Here is a 17491-nt window from a genome sequence, read left to right on the forward strand (position 1 = left end):
CTTAATTACTGTATGCTTCTACGAAGTTCTTGAGAACAGGTTGTTTCGTCCGCGCTCCGGAATTTATAGAGCTGAGAACCATCAACACTCCAAGTACATAGCTCGCCAGGATTTTCATCACATTCCTGCTGAACGACATCACAATGGCTACCGTTGATACGATAAGTTGGCATAGCAGTTTTCATTTTGCTGGTTGCGAAAGCACCTCCAAATCCCATTGCTACAATGAGACCGGGTAATAATAATTTTTTCATGCTATCATAATTTAATTGGTTACTGCCTAATCTGTTACAGGGTTTTCGGCAATCCCCTATATATCCCGATCCACCAGCGGTTCCTCGAACCACTGGTTTCGTTTTATGTTAAACTTAAACGCGCCATCCCTTATGCGGTACCGCTGTAATTCGTTGCCAATTAGAACATACAGGTAACGGCCATCAGAGATCATCGATGACATCGCATTGCCGTCTTTATGGCGTATATAGAAGCTGCCTAAGTAATATTGTTCATCCGTGCTGTAGACATCGATGATGGAGGAATTTTTCCACGAACTTGATGGTTCGTGCTTCCCTTTTAGGTTGGAACGGTTGAAGATCAGTCCGCAGAACAAGGTTTGGCTCTTATTCACGCTGAAGGACGGGGCATTCATTTTGTTTCTTCCATCCGAAAGCTTGGTTACCGATAAATTTGCTCTTGTCGTAGTATCTATGGTATTAAGTCTACTCTGAACATTCAAGGAGGTATCCATTACAATGAATTGGTTCCGGTAAAAGTATGTGTAGACCAGCTTACCGTTTTCCGGATCAGAAGTTAATACGCCGTCCACATCAAATACCCCGTCGATCTGCTTTTGTAGAACCTCTGGCTTAAGGGATAGCTTTGGGTTCCTATTGAGATCAAGTAAAGCAATGCTATATTGATTATCGTCACGTTTTTGTGTACGAATTCCGAACTTCATGGAATCGATGACTGAAAGCTGGTTAAAGAATGCATCTCCATAGCTTATAGTGTTTGCTGTCGAATTTCCGAGATTCCCTCTATAAATTACAGGAACGTTTCCGTCGTAAATGTAAAAGTACGGAGATTTTACCCTGATCTGTACGTTCCTGAAGGGATGATCCATGTGATCCAAAGCAATCTTTGTACGAGTAAGATTCTGCAGTCCAGTATCAATTTGTGAAATAAAAAGCGGTGTGGTCACATTGCCGAGGTATATTTTTCCATCAGCAATTCCGGCAAAGTAATACGAGTTCACCCCAAGGTCATAGATCTTATCATCAAAAATCGGATGCTGCAGGAAACGGCGCGTAAAATTGTTCTCTTTCTTCATGATGTGCTCTGACCGTACAAACATTGCAACGACGGCACCACAGCAAAGGGTTATGCTAAACAACTGTAAAGAAAGCAAAAGGCCCAGCTTCTTCTGAGGATTATCTTTTTTCTCCTTATAAAATATGGCGGCGGAGATAAGCAGAACAAATGCAATATTAAAAATCAGGTGCTCTGTCCAGCCCAGCTTCTCTAAGATTCCTCCGCAGCTGCATGGTACAAAATCGCTATAATTGAGGATAAGAAAAATGTAAATGGTAAAGGCGGACATCAATCCCAACGAAAAATATAAAGCCAGTTTCTGATAGGTTGGAAGACAGAGGTAAAGAGCCAAAGTAAGCTCTGTAATGACTACAGCAAATGAAATATAGTGCGCATAGGCACTTAACAAGGGTGATTGTGCCAGCTGAACCTGAAAGTTCTCAAAATCCAGAACTTTACTCATAGCGGCATACACAAATAGAAACGCCACCAGAATACAGACCGCCGTCACATAATATTCTTTAACGAGTTTTATCATAATCATTGGCATTGATTAAGACAAATTTCGCTATATAAAGAAAATTAAATATTGCAAATAGTACCTTTGATATTTCAAATAGTAACATTTACATTCCAAAAAGTACCAAAAGCATTTCAATAAGTAATCGGACTATAAATTTGCCAGGCGGGGGATATCAGTCAACGATACTCCGTATTTCGAAAAAGTCTTATACATATTGGGATAATCGACAAATCTATTCTTAAAAGCTACTTCTTTGAAACTCATCCGGGTGAAAATAATATCTCCCGCAGCCTCTATACTTTTCTTTTTCTGGATAAAACTGTAAAACGTATCTCCAAAAAAAATCTTGCAGTCCTTTTGGAATTGATTGTAATTGTAACCCATTGATTTGACAAGATCACGTACGGATTGTTTGCTATCTGTTTCATAGTGCGTAAAAATTTCCCGCACATAGGAAATATTCGACGGGATCGTATTGATCAAATTCTTTGGAATATGAAGGTCAACCAAATGGAGGAAAGTAACTTTCCTCTCTTCAATCTTCATGATCCCAGCAACAAGATGTACAGCTTCCTGATCAGAGTAACGGAGATGTACCGGGTAGATATCATAGTTATTCAGATTCTTATTTTCTAAATCGCCAAATATCTTGTGTAAATGGTGGTCAGTATTTTTCATAATCGCTTCCAGATCCGGTACGAAATCAACTTTAAATATCCCTGCCCGAAGGAAGGCAATCTGGTGCAGGAACCTGAAATAAAAGTCTGCAACGGTCTGCAATCGGGCAGACACTTCACCCAGATCGGCAAGATACAGCGCCGATTTTACAAAATCCATTCTGCAGAACATTTCAATATTTCGTTCCACCATCGTGTCGAGTAATGAAATCAGGAATAAGTTCATGGTTCCCCAAATTAGTTGTATTTGATTCAGACCTATGGCAAGAGCAATTAAATATATGGCGTTTATACTTCGAATAGTTTATGGCCTGTTTACCAAATTAATTATTTTATATCTAAAAGCGAAATAAATACAATATTATTACCATTTGGTTAATCCATAAAATCCATTTCTTTTAATTGCAACAAAAAAAGGACAGCCAATGGCTGCCCTAAGTGTGCTTTCAACTGGTAGTGTAGTGTTTTGGGGCGTTAACTGCTGTGAGTTATTTCAAATATAGGATTATCTGATCGGTTCGGTAAAAATTGGATCAGTTTTTTTATTGTTGAACTGAAAAGAAAATTGCTTTTCGTTTCCAAAACTGTCGGAGATCCAGACATCAAATTGTGACGGTGCAATAGAAGCGGAACTATAGTAAATCCTGAATTCTTTATCAGGTACCGTATAATAGTCGTTGGGGATAAACGGCTTTCCATATAAATAACCAAGCTGCCCTTGTCCGTCATTTTGAAAGTACCGAAGGCGATACAAATTTCCACTATAATTACCTCCTGAAATAATGGTAAATCTGATTTCAACCCACTCCCCTACAGCTATCGCCTTTGGAACCGGCATAATTCTAACATCAAATGGAAATTCCTCCTGCACATCAAGGTTAGCTTTGCTACAGCCTGATAAGATTAAAGTACCAGAGACGGTGAGTAAAGCCATAATCAATGATCTAAAAGTGAGCGGATTTTTTTTTGTTCTCATTGTATAAAAAATGTTTATTAAAAATTAAACCTCAGTCCAATGCCCAGCGAAGGGCGAAATTGTTCCAAATCAGTGCCCCAAAGGACTTTAGTTCGGCCCTGTATCAGAAAGACAACACGGTCGGAAAAATAAATTTCCATTGAAAGCCTCCCTCCTGTTCCGTATACAAATTGATTCCTGTTCTTCAGTATCCCGCCATCCATAAGAATAGTATCTCCCTTATTGACCACTTCGTAACCACCGGCCGCACTCAATCCTGCATATAAGGTGACAAACTTCTTCCGGTCAGAAAGCAGCCGAAAACTGTAACCTGCTTCGCCCAGGAAATTTTCTGTGGGTATCTGCCAGTTCTTGTACAACGCTGTTTGCTTTTGGTATTCGACACTGTACATCCAGTAATTTCCGTGTCTAACGAATCTGTTTAAACCGAGGCCTATGTAAAAATTTTGATCGGGACGCTTATTATTCATCAAACCAAAATTCACTTCCACGGACTGTTGCTTGTATACCATCCGCTGCGCCCGCACATATATGGTGGAAATGACCAGCATTAATAATGTGATATATTTTTTCATAAAGAACGCATTTATGGATTAAGCATTAGTTTCATGTCTGAAACCCGCTTCGCAGCGATCAGATCAGCATTTTCTACGTCCAGAACCTGGCTCCTTGCCCCGTTTTTCTCAAATACTTCAATCCGTAAAATCTGGTCATCTGAAATGGTAAACTGGTCCAATAACACAACGCTGCTGGCAACGGAATGATCTGAAATGATTTCCAGCCCAGGATACTGCCGCAAAGGAACCAGCTGTTTTTCCTGCGAAACGGTTCTTTTTGCAATCTGTTTATCGGAAACTTTATAGGTGCAGAAGTCCACCGCAAACGGGACATTCGAACTGTTCTTAAGCTGCAGATGGATGTAGTATTTTCCATTATGGGAATATAATCCGCGTAGTGCGAGCTGGATGCCATAAGATTTGGAGGCAATATGCCGGATGAATCTTTTGTTCTGCTGGTAGATCGTTCTTAACACTTCATCCGTTAATGATGGCGGATTAAAACCGAGCTCATCGAATTTCACATTCTTCCCTGCCTCGCGCCCAGCATCATTTTTCATTTTCTGCAAATCGTAACTTAGAATTTGTGGATCATTGTTGTAGAGGACATTAAAGCTGTAAAAATGTCCATCCTCCGTAATTACACTAAAGTTGGTTTCTTCAGCAAAATCCCGAACAGCAGCCTTTATACGTAAAACGTTCGGCGCGTCTTCCGCTTTTTCCCCGATGAGGTACACCGACCCCAGGTCAACGTAACGAATGGCTACTGGGAAAATCAGGTGACAGGTCTTATTATAAGTCACCTCTAAGCGGTAAGGTTCGACCCTGCCCGCTTCAAGTGACTGCTGGCCAAAAGTCTTAAAAAAGACCCCCACCAACAGGACTATAGCCAGGAATTTTTGTATTAATTTCATAACTGATTGTTTGTTTTGATAATGTTATTTTTTACTGTAAAGCAAAACCGGATGGCCAGATCTGACCGTCACCTTAACCGTTCTCAGCTTTTTCGAAAAAAAACCTGAAACGCCCTGTATAAGCCCCCGGCTAACATCCCCGGCGATCTGCTGGCCTGCTGATCTCGACATGGAAATGTTCATACCTGAGCTCTGGCTCATGTTGGCCGCAATTTCAGAAGCTGCATTTATTTCGTCGGATCTTGGGACCGGTAATCCGGGCTGCCCGTCGGTGCTATAGACCAGGATCTCAACAGGGATTATATTTCCGGACACTTCAATCGAGCTGATCTTGAGCTGCAATCTGCTCCCTTGTATTTTTGCGTCTGCCGTCATTTCTGCGCCGTTCTCAAGCCGATGATCTCCAATAATTGCACTTTCGGATAAACGTAATTTTATAGTGCCATCACCAGACAAAGTTTTAGTTTCAGTGATCATCGCAGGGATACTGTTTCGAACAATATCTGACTGTACTTTCTGTCCCGGTGTAATGAAACCCACGTTACGATCTCCGATACCGCTGAGCAAAGATTCCTGATCCTGCTCCCGGAATAATGCAGAGACCACATTTTTCCGTTTACTTTGTACTGCTGCTACCTTTTCTTTTCTATCGGGAATGCCGGCATGTTTCACTTCGGAAGAATCTTTTCTCACACTCGAAGTTGATTGCGGCATTGCCTGTATGGCCGGGCCGGTAGGCAAATAGCGTGATGCCATCTCATATGATTTTTCCATTAATGCCAGTTGATCGTTAAGCGTTGGTGTCTGCGGAACATCCTTTTCCGAGAGTCTTTCCTTTAATTGATCCACCTGTTTCCGCAGTTCGATTTTTTCGTGGTCATCGTCACGGTAAAAGGATCCTAAGGTATATTGTGCATTTTGATAGCTGGTCAAGGGGTTATTTTGTGCCGGTACCGTTCTCGAATAGCCTGTTACGCTATTTGACAGCTGAGCTGCATTCACATTTCCCGAATCGGCATTATTCCAGTAATCGGAAAGCGACATAAGTGTATTCCTTTTTTCAGCTTCTTTTTCTTCAAGCATTTCTTTTTCATAGGCTTTCTTTTTATCCGACTGGAGTCCTTTGTCCGTGGCTTCGGGAACCGCATTGTTTAATCCGACATCCGGACTTTCCGATTCACCTTTCGGCTGGAATATTAAATATAGACAGGCCAGAAAAACAATGCCCATCAGGCAAAAAATAACAGGCTTTTTAAGCTTTTCCCGTTTGAGCCCTTCGGGACGTTCAGCTCTTTCCTCGTCAACAATTATGCTGACCCGTTTATTCTCTTTCTCTTCCATTTTTGTTACTTTTTACTTTATTGCTAATCGGATCTCCTTTGATTACTGCGGGAGCTTCTATATGACGTATTTCCATCCCATCATCCTTTCCCAGGTCATAAAAAACTTTTATCATGACTCCCACACCAAGGAGCATATAAAATGCAAAAAGGTAGAGTACATATCTGATCTGCTTCCTGACGGGTAAATTCCGCCATTTTAGATCGAGCTTCTCAAGCTCGTTATCAATTGTTGTTCTAATTTTCATTTTATTTTTCCTTTAAATTATAAGCGGAAACTATTTCTTTTTTTGAGTTTTGGGTTCAAACGCTCTTTAAAGCTGCTTCTCACCAATTTCACTGCGTCAGGTAATTCCGGTATCGTTCTGGTTGAAAGATCTTCTAAATTCACGCCTTGTAACAAATGATAATAACGGTTCTTAAAAGAGATTTTCATTCCAGTTATATCCAGTTTAAAATCCTCGCCCACTTCTCCATTATGTTTTAAAGCAAAGCTAGCCGTAATGAAATCCTTCTTTTCTCCTTTATCTTCCAAAAAGGTAAACAACTTGATATCTTTAAAGTCTGTAGGATTATATTGTTGTTTCACATAATTTGAAAGTGACTCTTCTAGTAATTTCGGTTCCATTCCGTTTGTTGTAAACCAACCATTGTATCCCTTTCTGGCCAGGATTGCAACAGTATCTCTCAGTGTTTCCATAACTTTAAAGTATTATCGTTCCATAGTCTCCTCGTCTTTATTGGACAGGACAGCAAACTTTAAAATCTGAAAGCCTTGTGGATTATTGTCTGAACGCACGCTGTTGAGCAGATTGCAGCTTGTGACAAGACTCCTCCGGGTGAGGTTACTTGACCGGATGATAATCTGTCTGGCATAGGTGGTCACCGAATACGGGTATGAATTGAAGTTGCAGACTACACTGTCAACCTCTATCCGCTGCTGGACGTTGCCAGAAATAATTCTGTTGTAGTAACCCTTTTCAGATAAATCCTTATAGTAATCAAATGCACTTTTATCCGCCAGGTCAAAAGCCCTTTTCATGTTACTTTCGATGGCAGCCTTATCCGGTGCAAGGGTAAAAAAGAGTTCATGAAATCGTTTGACATGTTCACGCGCCTCTACGGGTCTGTTGATACTTGCATCCTGCGACAAAGCTAGCATCAACGATTTTCCATTATCCAGCACATAAATCTTCTCCCTTTGTGTGTTGGCAAAGGAGTACGATTTCCACACAGAAAATCCGGTGACTGCCATGCAGAACATTGCAAATACAATGGCATATAGCCGAATCTTCCGGAAGCTGTTTTCAATATTTCTTAGGGTTCTGAATTCCATCTTTTTTAACTTTTTTGTCCATTATTTAAGAGTTGACCAGAAACATTTCCTGCGACAGCACCTGCCCCAGCTGCTGCAACATTGCCGCTGCGCATTGCCGCCTGGCTGACATTACGGGTGAAGTTTCCGGCTCCACCGGCCTGTATGATCCAGCCCGTCACGGTAGGGATGGTAAAGTACCCGACAATCCCGATAATCATAAAGATGACGTAAACGGTATTTCCGGTGTCTGGAATGAAAGTTGGATCATTAAGCATTTCAATATCTCGCTCAAGGATCAGTGACTGGATCTTTGCAAGCATCGCACTGAACATGTCTGCAACGGGAAGCCACAGGTAGACACTGATATACCGAGTCAGCCACTGCGTCAGCGTGGACTGAAACCCATCCCAGACCGATATCGCAAAGGCAATGGGGCCAAGGATGGAGAGCACAATCAGGAAGAAGGTCCTTATCGTGTCAATGACCAGCGCAGCTGCCTGAAACAAGATTTCCAGCAGTTCCCGGAACCATTTTTTTGTAGACTGTTCCATCTGATAAGCCGTTCGATCCATATACATGCCAGCCATAGTAACCAGATCATTGGGCGACCAGCCAAGGTCTTCAAGCTTTTTGTCGAATTCCTCGTTGCTGACCAAATATGCAGTTTCAGGGTTTCTGAGCATAGCCTCCTTTTCCAGCAGGTCTTTCTGCTGCTGTAATTTGTTCAGATCCAATACCTGGCTGTCCAGCATTCCATGTGTACCCTTTACGATAGGGCTCAGCACCGCATTGATCGATCCCAGTACAATGGTGGGAAAAAACATGATGCATAATCCTATGGCAAACGGTCTTAACAACGGAAAGACATCGATCGGCTCGGCCCGGCTTAAAGCCTGCCACACCTTTAATGCAACATAGAACAGTGCGCCCAAACCTGCTACTCCTTTTGCAATCGTGGCCATTGTTGCGGACAAAGGCAGCATCTCATCATACAGCCCCCGCAATAATTCGTGAAGATTGTTGAAATCCATAATTACTCAATTTGCTACCAATATTTTTGCGCCGCTGTACCGTAGAGTTCCATCACCCTTTTCGTATTGTTCTGCTTTTTGGCTCTGAGAATACTGACAGAGATGTTTTTACTGGTATAATACCTTACTAGACTATGATATTCCTTCACCTCTTTATACACCCTATCAATGATCTCCATGCGCTCTTTATCACTGAGCGACAGGCTGCTGGAGGTGACAATCTGTTTCAGTTCCTTTAACAGTTCTGTACTTTCATTCAGTAAAGCTGAATAGCCATTCCCGATAGCCATGAGTTCGTCCGCAGAGAAGTTCTTGTCATTTAGCATTTTCCCAAAGTTGTTGACGTACATATTGCTGACATCGCCCACAAGAAGCACCGTCTGCTGCACTTTCCGTGCATCTTTAACCAGATTGTTCACGGCTTTCAGTTTGTCATAATACTCCTTGCCCTGCTCGTAGACTTTCTTCACCTCATTGAAATTCTTAACAACATTGGATACGGTAGATGAGGTCTGGACAATTTCGTTCGCGCTGTTGAGTACTCCGGATATCAGGTTTCCGGGATCGGTAACGACCCATTGTGCTTTTGATTTTTGCGATAGGGTAACGAACATTACCATAAACAGGGTGAATAATAAATTTTTCATTTTTTCTCATTTTTAAAGGTTGTTTAATTATTTCCGATATCGCCGGCCCGCAGACCTTTGATTTTTTTCAGGGATATCTTCTTGATTGCTGCCTCCACGTCGCCCTCCATCTCACGGGCAAGGTCCAGCACTTCAAGCTTTTCAGATTCTTCTGTTGTATAGGCCAGGTACTCCTGCTGGCTTACTTCGGTTGCGTACACCGCGGAATGGGTGCCTCCCAGTCCGATCCAGACTTCCTTGTACTTCCTCGACGGATCATTATTCTGATTGATCGAAAGGATCTGTGATCTTTCTTTTTCCGTAAGCCCCAGCATGGTCTGAATCGCGTCAAACTTGTTCATGTATTTACGCTGGTCAAGGAGTATTTTACAGTCCGAATTATTAATGATGGTCTCCTTAACCACCGGAGAATGTATAATGTCATCCACCTCCTGGGTCACGACGATAGCCTCTCCGAAGAACTTTCGGACCGTTTTAAAGAGATATTTTATGTATTCTGCGAATCCTTCCTTTGCGATTGCTTTCCAGGCTTCCTCGATCAGGATCATCTTGCGGATACCTTTTAACCTCCGCATCTTATGGATAAAAACCTCCATAATAATGATCGTCACTACGGGGAACAGGATCTTGTGGTCCTTTATGGCATCGATTTCAAAGACGATAAAGCGTTTGTTGAGCAAATCAAGCTGCTTATCGGAATTCAGCAGGTAATCATATTCTCCACCGTAATAATAAGGTTCCAGCACATTGAGAAAGCCGGCAACATCAAAATCTTTCTCGCGCACCTGCTTCTCTTCCAGCACCTTTTTGTAATCTCCCTTTACATACTCATAAAAGCCATTGAATGATGGAGGATGATCACCTTTTTTAATGGTTTCAATATAACCTGAAACGGCATTGGATAAGGCTACTTCTTCGGACCGCCTTGGTGGTTCATCATCACGTTTCCAGAGCGAGAGAATAAGCGTTTTAATACTTTCTCTTTTCTCAATGTCGAACACGCCATCATCGGTATAGAAAGGGTTAAAAGCAATCGGGTTGTCTTCGGTGTATGTAAAGTAAACACCATCCTTCCCTTTTGTCTTCCCCTTGATGAGTTCGCACAATCCCTGATAACTGTTTCCCGTATCGACAAGTAGTACGTGTGCGCCCTGCTCATAGTACTGGCGTACCATATGGTTGGTAAAGAATGATTTTCCGGAGCCGGACGGACCCAATATGAACTTATTCCTGTTCGTTATGATTCCCCGCTTCATGGGAAGATCAGAGATATCAACATGAATGGGCTTTCCTGTAAGCCGGTCCGACATCTTAATACCAAATGGCGACGGCGAGCTCTGGTAATTGGTTTCCTCGGTAAGGAAGCATAAGGCAGGTTCAATGAATGTGTAAAAACTTTCTTCTTCGGGAAAATCTCCGGAGTTTCCCGGGATACCTGCCCAATACAGTGTGGCTGCATCCACCGTGTTATGTCTCGGCTTACAATCCATCAATGCCAATGCACTCCCCGAATCGTTCTTGATCTGTTTTAATTCCTGCGCATCATCCGACCAGGCCATGACATTGAAGTGTGCGCGGATGGAAGAAAGACCGAAGCTATGAGCCTCGTTCAGATATTTTTCTATCCACTCCTTGTTGATCTGATTGGTTCGGCTATATCGTGCCAACGAGTGCATATTACGCGCTGACTTTTCAAACCTCCGCAAGTTCCCCTCACTGTTATCCAAAAACAGATATTGGTTGTAAATATGGTTGCAGTTTAGCAGAAGACCCACCGGAGCAGCAAAGGATAATAAACAATCGCTTCTGTCAGTAGACAGCTTTTCGTACCTTGTATTAACCGACACGGTATTAGGCAGATCGTCTGTATCGGAAAGGGTATGAAGACAAAGCCTATTGTTACCGATGCGTACTTCTTCCGCATTCAGGGCAATGTCCTGCATGGGAGTTCCGGCACTCCTTGATAAGGTGAGGTATTGTTCGAGCAGTCCCTGACTGTCACCTGTTCCTACGATATCCTCTTCTGTTAGACGTTCCAGCTTTACAAATCCACTGTCGTTTACGATCCGCTCAAACTGAGAAACAGCTTCCATAAATTTGTGTACGGTCTCTTTATCGCGCACTTCTTTGGGAATCAGCACTCCCCTGCACAGCGAGGAAAAGTTACTCTGCTGCCGCATACGCTCTTTCGTGGTTTTCGTTAAAAACAGATAGCAGTAGTGGTTCAGAAATGGACGCTCGTTAAAATGCTGCTGATAAGATCTTGCCAAAAAACTTAACTCGTCCGCAGCATAATCGGGCGTATAGTTTTCCTTGATAAACCAGTCCTGTTTGTGGACAATAGCGTAATCGGGCAAGGTCTTGATCGCTTTGTGCCAGGTGGAATGGATCGCATCATACTCCGCGGCGGCAACCGTAAAAAGTTCCGGCAGATGTACCTTAAAGCAGGCTGTAATGTCCGCATCCTTTGAAAGAATACAGTTTTGTTCGATAGCCAATAATGGAAACTTACTTTCCAAAGTTGCCGTTTTAGCAATATTTCTCATGATTTTTAGGGGTTTTCTTCAGATAGCGGTGTACTGCTTTTCGCGAAATGATGTAGCGTGGATGATTTTTCCCTGCACGAACTTTCATCAGCCCGTGTTCTCCGTATTTGGCATTCAAAGCGAAAGTCTGCCATACGATCAGTGAGGCTCCCCCACCACCAATGATCAGACACAGGTAAGAGTTCGCCCCCGATATATACATAATCATGACCAGGATAAGAATCGCGAGCAAACCACCGGCAAAGATGAACAGGTACTGTGCTTTGAGCCCTTTGAACTCCACAGTTCTTCCAATGCCTTTGTTAATGTGATAATCCCTCATTTCTAACCGGTTTAAAGGAAAAAGGATCGAAGGATCGTTGCAGCAACAATTAGGAAAATACATGCTCCAAACCAGCTTGCGGCTGTTTTGGAGGTATCGGGGTCTCCTGAGCTGAACTTGTTGTAAACTTTCACACCTCCAATAAGACCAACAACAGCACCGATCGCGTAAATCAGTTTGGTCGCTGGATCGAAGTAACTTGTCACCATCTGCGTGGCTTCCAGAATACCTGCAGTTCCGTTTCCCTGGGCCAGAAGATCGTTGCTGAGCATGCATGATAATACCAGCCCCACCAGAATTTTAAGTCTTTGATTTTTCATTTTTTATAGACATTAAGAGTTTCTAATACCCGTCCTTACGGGCTTCGAAACAAAGGTGACACGGGATTTCACGGGAGCTGGGATCAGTGGTTTGTGGTGTACTATCTTTGCCACTGTTTTCCTAATTCCAGCGATAAAGTCAAAAAAAAAACGCCGGACATTTTAAGTCTGGCGTTTCGATAGGACGGTGTTTCTATAACTTGGGACCTCTCCCATTCTTTGGCTGAACCTTATTGTTTTTCTCCTCCGCAATGGGCAGCTTAGCTCTGTTTTCTGCGATCAGGTCATCTATTCCCGATTTATGCCAAGGAACGACCTCAGCCTTAAAGTCCAGCTTCAGGCCAGTTTCTTTTAAGCCTTCTGTTTCTTCCCATCCCCATCTTCTGTTCCAGCCAACAGGGTCAAGGTTTCTCACGAACGGAATCTCTACAAATAATAAATCCTGCGGATAATCGAAAATCTGGCTCCAGTCCCTATCGGCAATCTCGTGTGTTTTGGGATCATACGGAAATGCATATACATTTTTGTCTTGATCATAATAATCTTCCAGATCATCAAACCTGATACCCGTCGTAGAGAAATCATCTTTAGGCCTTAAAAGGTCTATCCTGGCATCGGCATAAAAGATATGACCTCCGATCTCTATAGTGGGAAGCTCCCCGTACTTTAAACGCTTTGTCAAGTTTTCCTGGTCGACCATAAGCTCAAAGTCGGTTAACAATAGAATTTCCTCAACTGCTTTTTCATATTTCTCCGCCATTTGATTTGGGGCCAGGACAACAAACTGTGGAATCGAAATGTTGAGGGTTTCTTTTCTCGTTCTATCATAATATGAAAATCGGTAACCTTCTTCTTCACAGTCGATCATATCTTCCAGTCCATGACGGTTATCGGGGTTCGCTTTCTCCCTGAACTCAAGTTTGCCAACATCAACAATAAATTCAATTCCGTAATCCGGGTCTCTGTAGACAGGTAATTCACTTTCCATAATGTTTCATTTAAAATTAATATTCAAGTTTTCATCTTTGAAAGTGAAACGAAATGGGAGAATTCCTCCTGCTACCGGCAATTGTGGCATTCTTTTTCTTCCGTTTTCCTATCTTTATAAACCACGGCCACGTTTTTGTTTTATTCTTTTTGGGGGTACATCATTACGCTTTGTTTGCCCGAAGGACTTTTCCGTACGGAGATCTGATAACCTCCCGGCGATGATCGTATTGCGCAGACCTATTGTCTTCAGACCAATCCGCGGATCAAATCCATGCTTGATGTTCCAGCCTACAGGATCCATTAATCTTTCCGAGGGGAAGGATAACATCACAACGTCTTTAGGAAGATCGGTTATTTGTCTATACTCCAAATCTTCCATCGTTCTGGTCACTGGGTTATAAGGTATGTGATAGCAGTCCTGATCGGCCTGATAATATTTTTGGATTGCCGACAGCTCGATTTCGGGTGAGTTCCCTTGATATTCTGGTCTGAGCAGGCCGTTTTTTACATCGACCAAAAATTTGTTCCCTTCCAGCAGTAGGTACGGAAGCTGGCCGTTCAGCCGGTTTTCAAACGTATATTTGTTTACCATTAACTCAAAATCTGTCATTACCAGAGCCTTCCGCAATGTTATCTTCTCCTTTTCGGCAACTTCCATCGGCGCCATTTTGGTAAACTCGGGAATCTCAACATAATGCGTGGTTTCCAGATCGTACCTCTCGCGGGGTATATTTTTGAGGGCTGTATCATAGTAAAAGCCATACCCTCCTTCAACCTCCTGCCAATCATGGAGCGAAAGAACATTCCCTTCGTTTCCTTTCTGATACAGTCTATATTGCTCGACATCGACGATAAAAACATCTCCCATTATATTGATTACTGGCTGTCCGTCCTGTTTTTTATCTTCTAAATCTTTCCTGATCTTAAGCAGCTCATCGTCCATAACTTCTAGATTATAGTCCTCCCACGGCACAGTATCTGCTACATGGTGCATCTTGAGTGTTTCATATAACAATCCCCAGTGAGGATCACCGCCATAATACAGGTTGGCACCGATCGGGTCAAGGCGGAAGAGATTCGGTATTTCAAGAATAGCAAAGCCATCCGTGCCATCCGGCCATGAACTTTGGGCACGCCTTTCCTGAATATTATAGAGTAGATGATATACGCCGGCGTCTTCTATATATGAATCATAATGATAGTTATCGAGAAATATCTCCTCCACCCGTTCATCTTTTGGTCGCAGACAATTGTATTTCAGATCTATCTCATACGTGATTCCTGCCAGTTCTATCGTTACAGGTGCACCTTCCATTCGGCTTTTGAAAATATCCTGATTCACCATGATCTCAAAATCGCTTTTGATTAATAGATCTTCACGTGTACAGCCGTATTTCTGGCACATGCCACTCGGGTCAAGTTTACCTAGTCGCGGAATTTCAACGTACTCAACTGGGTTATTCATAAGCAGCTGACCAAGCTTCTCAACTTCTCCATCGCTATATCCTTCCGGCCTGAACCTCACGGGATGGTAATTCTTCGTTTTCGGGCTGTAGTGAAATGCATAAAAATCGCCATGATCCCACATGTTATTAAAATAGATCTTATTCTCAGGATCATTTTTTTGTACTAGCGCAATCTCATTAATATCGAAGAAAAATGTCGTTCCTGCGATTTCAATTTCCGGTAAGTTCATTTCCATTGCTTATTTATATTTTAATGATTTGTTATCATACCTCCTTTCATTGTTTCTATCCTTCAGTTTACTGTCCATATTTACTGACTATAGAAAATCACCTATATCGAACTGCTCAGGTCCTTTATACTTGACCTGTACATCGCCCAGCTGATTTTCGGACAATGATTTATCCAGAAGCCTCGCAATTTTTTGCGATGCACCTTGTATCGAAGACTGCATCGCGTCAAATAATTCAGTTCCCCGGATCTTCTGGATTATCTCGGCAGTCTGGTTTTCCTGAACCTCATTTAGATGATCCTGTTTAAGGAGATCACCAACTCTCATAAGTTCTTCCAACGACACACCCTGCGTAAAATGCCCATCTTCCGGCTGGGATTCGTTGTTGATTTCGTCATCTGACCAATCCATTGACCCTGAAACCCCGTCTTCGCCGGCCTCAGTGGTGCTGACAGGACGCGCCTCCACAGCGGTATCTCTTTTTTTCAATCGATCTGCCATCATCTTTGGGTATTTTTTGGGATAAAGTGGTCTTTCTTTTTGGACTAATACCGGCTTACCCATAATATCGGGTAGTCTTTCAGGTTTCAACAGTTCCTCCTGTGGTTTTTTGATCTTGATAATTTTAACCTTATCGACCAATAAGAGCAGTATAATGACCAGCAGACAGGCCAGTATGATAATCTGTATCCAGGTTTCCATAATTTAAAATAGGGGTTTGCTTTTAGCCTTAAATTCATGGATCAAGATCTCACTGAACGCATCAAAATGATGGGTAAGAATATTGTCGAGTAAAGCATATAAGGGAATCTTATCTCCGCCTATCACCTGTGCAATTCGACTCAGGCGCTCGTGGTATTCCTGCCTTACATAGATGCTTTTCTCGCCCCGCTTATCCATCGATTTCTTTTTTAGGAACATGCGCTCATAGGTCTTTATATTTCCAGCCTCCCGCCGTTGAAGTTTTACAGTAACCTCCACTGTACTTTGTTTCTTTTTCATTTTATAATATGGGTTTAAACTTGCTATTGAAATACTCGGTAATATCATCGCCGAACTCGCGGAAATGATGTTCAAGAATATTGTCTATGTAGGAATAGAGGGTTACCTTATCTTCCCTGGTCAATTGCACGATCCTCAGTAACCTCTCGTGAAATTCCGAACGGATATACACCACTTTTCCGTTCCGTCCCGACGGAAAGCGGTTGACCAGAAAAAAGTCCTCGTATTCTACTTTCTTGGAAGACCTCGCTTTACCTTTATCCGCTTTTAAGTCCTTCGGGGCATGGTCTTTTTCGATAACCGTGTCGGATCTTATTTCCGGCAGCGGCTTGTCACCGCTCATCAGGTCCATCAAGTATTCTTCATCAACAGTGGGTTTTTCTGCGTCTTTATTCGATTTATTTGCTGCCATAGTTATATACCCACTATCTTTAAAAATTCCCTGACAAAGCTTTCAAGTCTTGTAGCTTTCAACAGCTGCGGCTCTGCCGGAAGCAGACTTGACTTGAAAACATAGTTTGCGGTATCGTCTGTTTCCTTCCGGAAACGTTTACTATCCATGATTCTGGTATCCATAATGGATAAGGAAAGACTATTGATCACATGCTGATAGGCATCGTACAGGCTGGTTTTTTCCCGGCCATCCACCTGGTTCCAGAACAGCCACAGAGATTGGGTTGGGGAACTTCCTTCAATAACGGGCAGACGTAAAAAAACCTCACTGAATGCCAGGGTACTCTCGAGAACCAGCCGGTCTGCGGTTATCGGTGAAAATATAAAATCCATCGCTTTCAATGCTGTCAAAACTCCTTGGGTATTTGCGGTCCCAGGCAGATCAAAAAAGACAAGATCCGGTTGAACGGAGTTTTGGGAAATAAAGTCCGAGGCCAGCTCCAATGCCTGCTCTGCCTTGCATTTGAGTATGGGGTAGGCTTTTTTATTGATCGTCTGAAACTGTTTCATCGCCAGCTTTTTATGGAATTCACTTTCCATAACGGCACGCTTGTCACGTTCTCTCATATTGATAAGACTGTGCTGCGGAAAGTCACAGTCGAGAACGACGACATTATAACCCAGCCGATAATGTAATAAGCTGGCCAATAGTGTGGTCATTGTCGACTTTCCCACCCCTCCCTTTTGCGTGTAAATGCTGACCTTCAGACATTGCTTCATTTTTTCCATAGTATATATCTTTAAATTTGTCCTCCCTTTTGCTAAAACTTAAAACCATACAGATGCATAGGAAACTGTATCGACACCCTGCTTTTGTACATACTGGTAGGTTTTATCATTGGCAAAACCTCTCCACAGGAAAGCATTT

Annotated in this window: 21 protein-coding genes; all 21 read right to left on the reverse strand. The window is 42.6% G+C overall.

Annotation, left to right across the window (positions count from 1 at the left end):
- Positions 1-5 precede the first annotated feature (5 nt).
- On the reverse strand, positions 6-254 hold the full coding sequence (locus OK18_RS00520; RefSeq protein WP_053326712.1) for a DUF6520 family protein: 249 nt from the start codon (positions 252-254) through the stop codon (positions 6-8).
- A gap of 56 nt (positions 255-310) precedes the next feature.
- Positions 311-1849, reverse strand: a complete 1539-nt coding sequence (locus OK18_RS00525) for a MauE/DoxX family redox-associated membrane protein (protein ID WP_053326713.1) — start codon at positions 1847-1849, stop codon at positions 311-313.
- A gap of 132 nt (positions 1850-1981) precedes the next feature.
- Positions 1982-2737, reverse strand: coding sequence for a helix-turn-helix transcriptional regulator (locus tag OK18_RS00530; protein WP_156173190.1), 756 nt, complete (start codon positions 2735-2737; stop codon positions 1982-1984).
- Between the two features lie 279 nt (positions 2738-3016).
- Entirely contained in the window at positions 3017-3487 is a 471-nt protein-coding gene (locus OK18_RS00535) for a TraQ conjugal transfer family protein (protein ID WP_053326715.1), read from the reverse strand.
- Positions 3488-3504: 17 nt separating this feature from the next.
- Entirely contained in the window at positions 3505-4062 is a 558-nt protein-coding gene (locus OK18_RS00540) for a conjugal transfer protein TraO (RefSeq protein ID WP_053326716.1), read from the reverse strand.
- 11 nt (positions 4063-4073) lie between these two features.
- Entirely contained in the window at positions 4074-4958 is an 885-nt protein-coding gene (gene traN, locus OK18_RS00545; protein WP_053326717.1) for a conjugative transposon protein TraN, read from the reverse strand.
- A 24-nt stretch (positions 4959-4982) separates the two neighbouring features.
- Complete coding sequence (gene traM / locus OK18_RS00550; RefSeq protein ID WP_053326718.1) at positions 4983-6299, reverse strand: conjugative transposon protein TraM; 1317 nt, start codon at positions 6297-6299, stop codon at positions 4983-4985.
- Positions 6280-6546: a nitrogen regulatory IIA protein gene (locus OK18_RS00555; RefSeq protein WP_053326719.1), complete on the reverse strand. Its 267-nt coding sequence runs from the start codon at positions 6544-6546 to the stop codon at positions 6280-6282. The genes traM and OK18_RS00555 overlap by 20 nt, the downstream gene beginning before the upstream one ends.
- A 17-nt stretch (positions 6547-6563) precedes the next feature.
- Positions 6564-6998 carry a hypothetical protein gene (locus tag OK18_RS00560; protein ID WP_053326720.1) on the reverse strand — a complete coding sequence of 145 codons (435 nt, stop codon included), beginning with the start codon at positions 6996-6998 and terminating at the stop codon, positions 6564-6566.
- 12 nt (positions 6999-7010) lie between these two features.
- On the reverse strand, positions 7011-7634 hold the full coding sequence (traK, locus tag OK18_RS00565) for a conjugative transposon protein TraK (protein ID WP_053326721.1): 624 nt from the start codon (positions 7632-7634) through the stop codon (positions 7011-7013).
- Positions 7635-7639: 5 nt separating this feature from the next.
- Entirely contained in the window at positions 7640-8647 is a 1008-nt protein-coding gene (traJ, locus tag OK18_RS00570; protein WP_053326722.1) for a conjugative transposon protein TraJ, read from the reverse strand.
- Positions 8648-8661: 14 nt separating this feature from the next.
- Entirely contained in the window at positions 8662-9294 is a 633-nt protein-coding gene (locus OK18_RS00575; RefSeq protein ID WP_053326723.1) for a DUF4141 domain-containing protein, read from the reverse strand.
- Between the two features lie 23 nt (positions 9295-9317).
- The gene (locus OK18_RS00580; RefSeq protein ID WP_053326724.1) at positions 9318-11840 is read right to left on the reverse strand and encodes a TraG family conjugative transposon ATPase; all 2523 of its coding nucleotides are present in this window, start codon (positions 11838-11840) and stop codon (positions 9318-9320) included.
- Complete coding sequence (locus OK18_RS00585; protein ID WP_053326725.1) at positions 11824-12162, reverse strand: DUF4133 domain-containing protein; 339 nt, start codon at positions 12160-12162, stop codon at positions 11824-11826. Before OK18_RS00585 ends, OK18_RS00580 begins: the two co-directional genes overlap by 17 nt.
- Before the next feature lie 11 nt (positions 12163-12173).
- Positions 12174-12482 carry a DUF4134 domain-containing protein gene (locus OK18_RS00590; RefSeq protein WP_053326726.1) on the reverse strand — a complete coding sequence of 103 codons (309 nt, stop codon included), beginning with the start codon at positions 12480-12482 and terminating at the stop codon, positions 12174-12176.
- Between the two features lie 193 nt (positions 12483-12675).
- Positions 12676-13470: a hypothetical protein gene (locus OK18_RS00595; RefSeq protein ID WP_053326727.1), complete on the reverse strand. Its 795-nt coding sequence runs from the start codon at positions 13468-13470 to the stop codon at positions 12676-12678.
- 114 nt (positions 13471-13584) lie between these two features.
- The gene (locus tag OK18_RS00600) at positions 13585-15174 is read right to left on the reverse strand and encodes a hypothetical protein (protein WP_053326728.1); all 1590 of its coding nucleotides are present in this window, start codon (positions 15172-15174) and stop codon (positions 13585-13587) included.
- Positions 15175-15255: 81 nt separating this feature from the next.
- Complete coding sequence (locus OK18_RS00605) at positions 15256-15870, reverse strand: hypothetical protein (protein ID WP_053326729.1); 615 nt, start codon at positions 15868-15870, stop codon at positions 15256-15258.
- Positions 15871-15873: 3 nt separating this feature from the next.
- Positions 15874-16170: a DUF3408 domain-containing protein gene (locus OK18_RS00610; protein WP_053326730.1), complete on the reverse strand. Its 297-nt coding sequence runs from the start codon at positions 16168-16170 to the stop codon at positions 15874-15876.
- A 1-nt stretch (position 16171) separates the two neighbouring features.
- Positions 16172-16582, reverse strand: coding sequence for a DUF3408 domain-containing protein (locus OK18_RS00615; protein WP_053326731.1), 411 nt, complete (start codon positions 16580-16582; stop codon positions 16172-16174).
- Positions 16583-16584: 2 nt separating this feature from the next.
- Positions 16585-17352: a ParA family protein gene (locus OK18_RS00620; protein WP_053326732.1), complete on the reverse strand. Its 768-nt coding sequence runs from the start codon at positions 17350-17352 to the stop codon at positions 16585-16587.
- Between the last annotated feature and the right edge of the window lie 139 nt (positions 17353-17491).

Source organism: Chryseobacterium gallinarum (assembly GCF_001021975.1).
GTDB classification, from domain to species: Bacteria; Bacteroidota; Bacteroidia; order Flavobacteriales; family Weeksellaceae; genus Chryseobacterium; species Chryseobacterium gallinarum.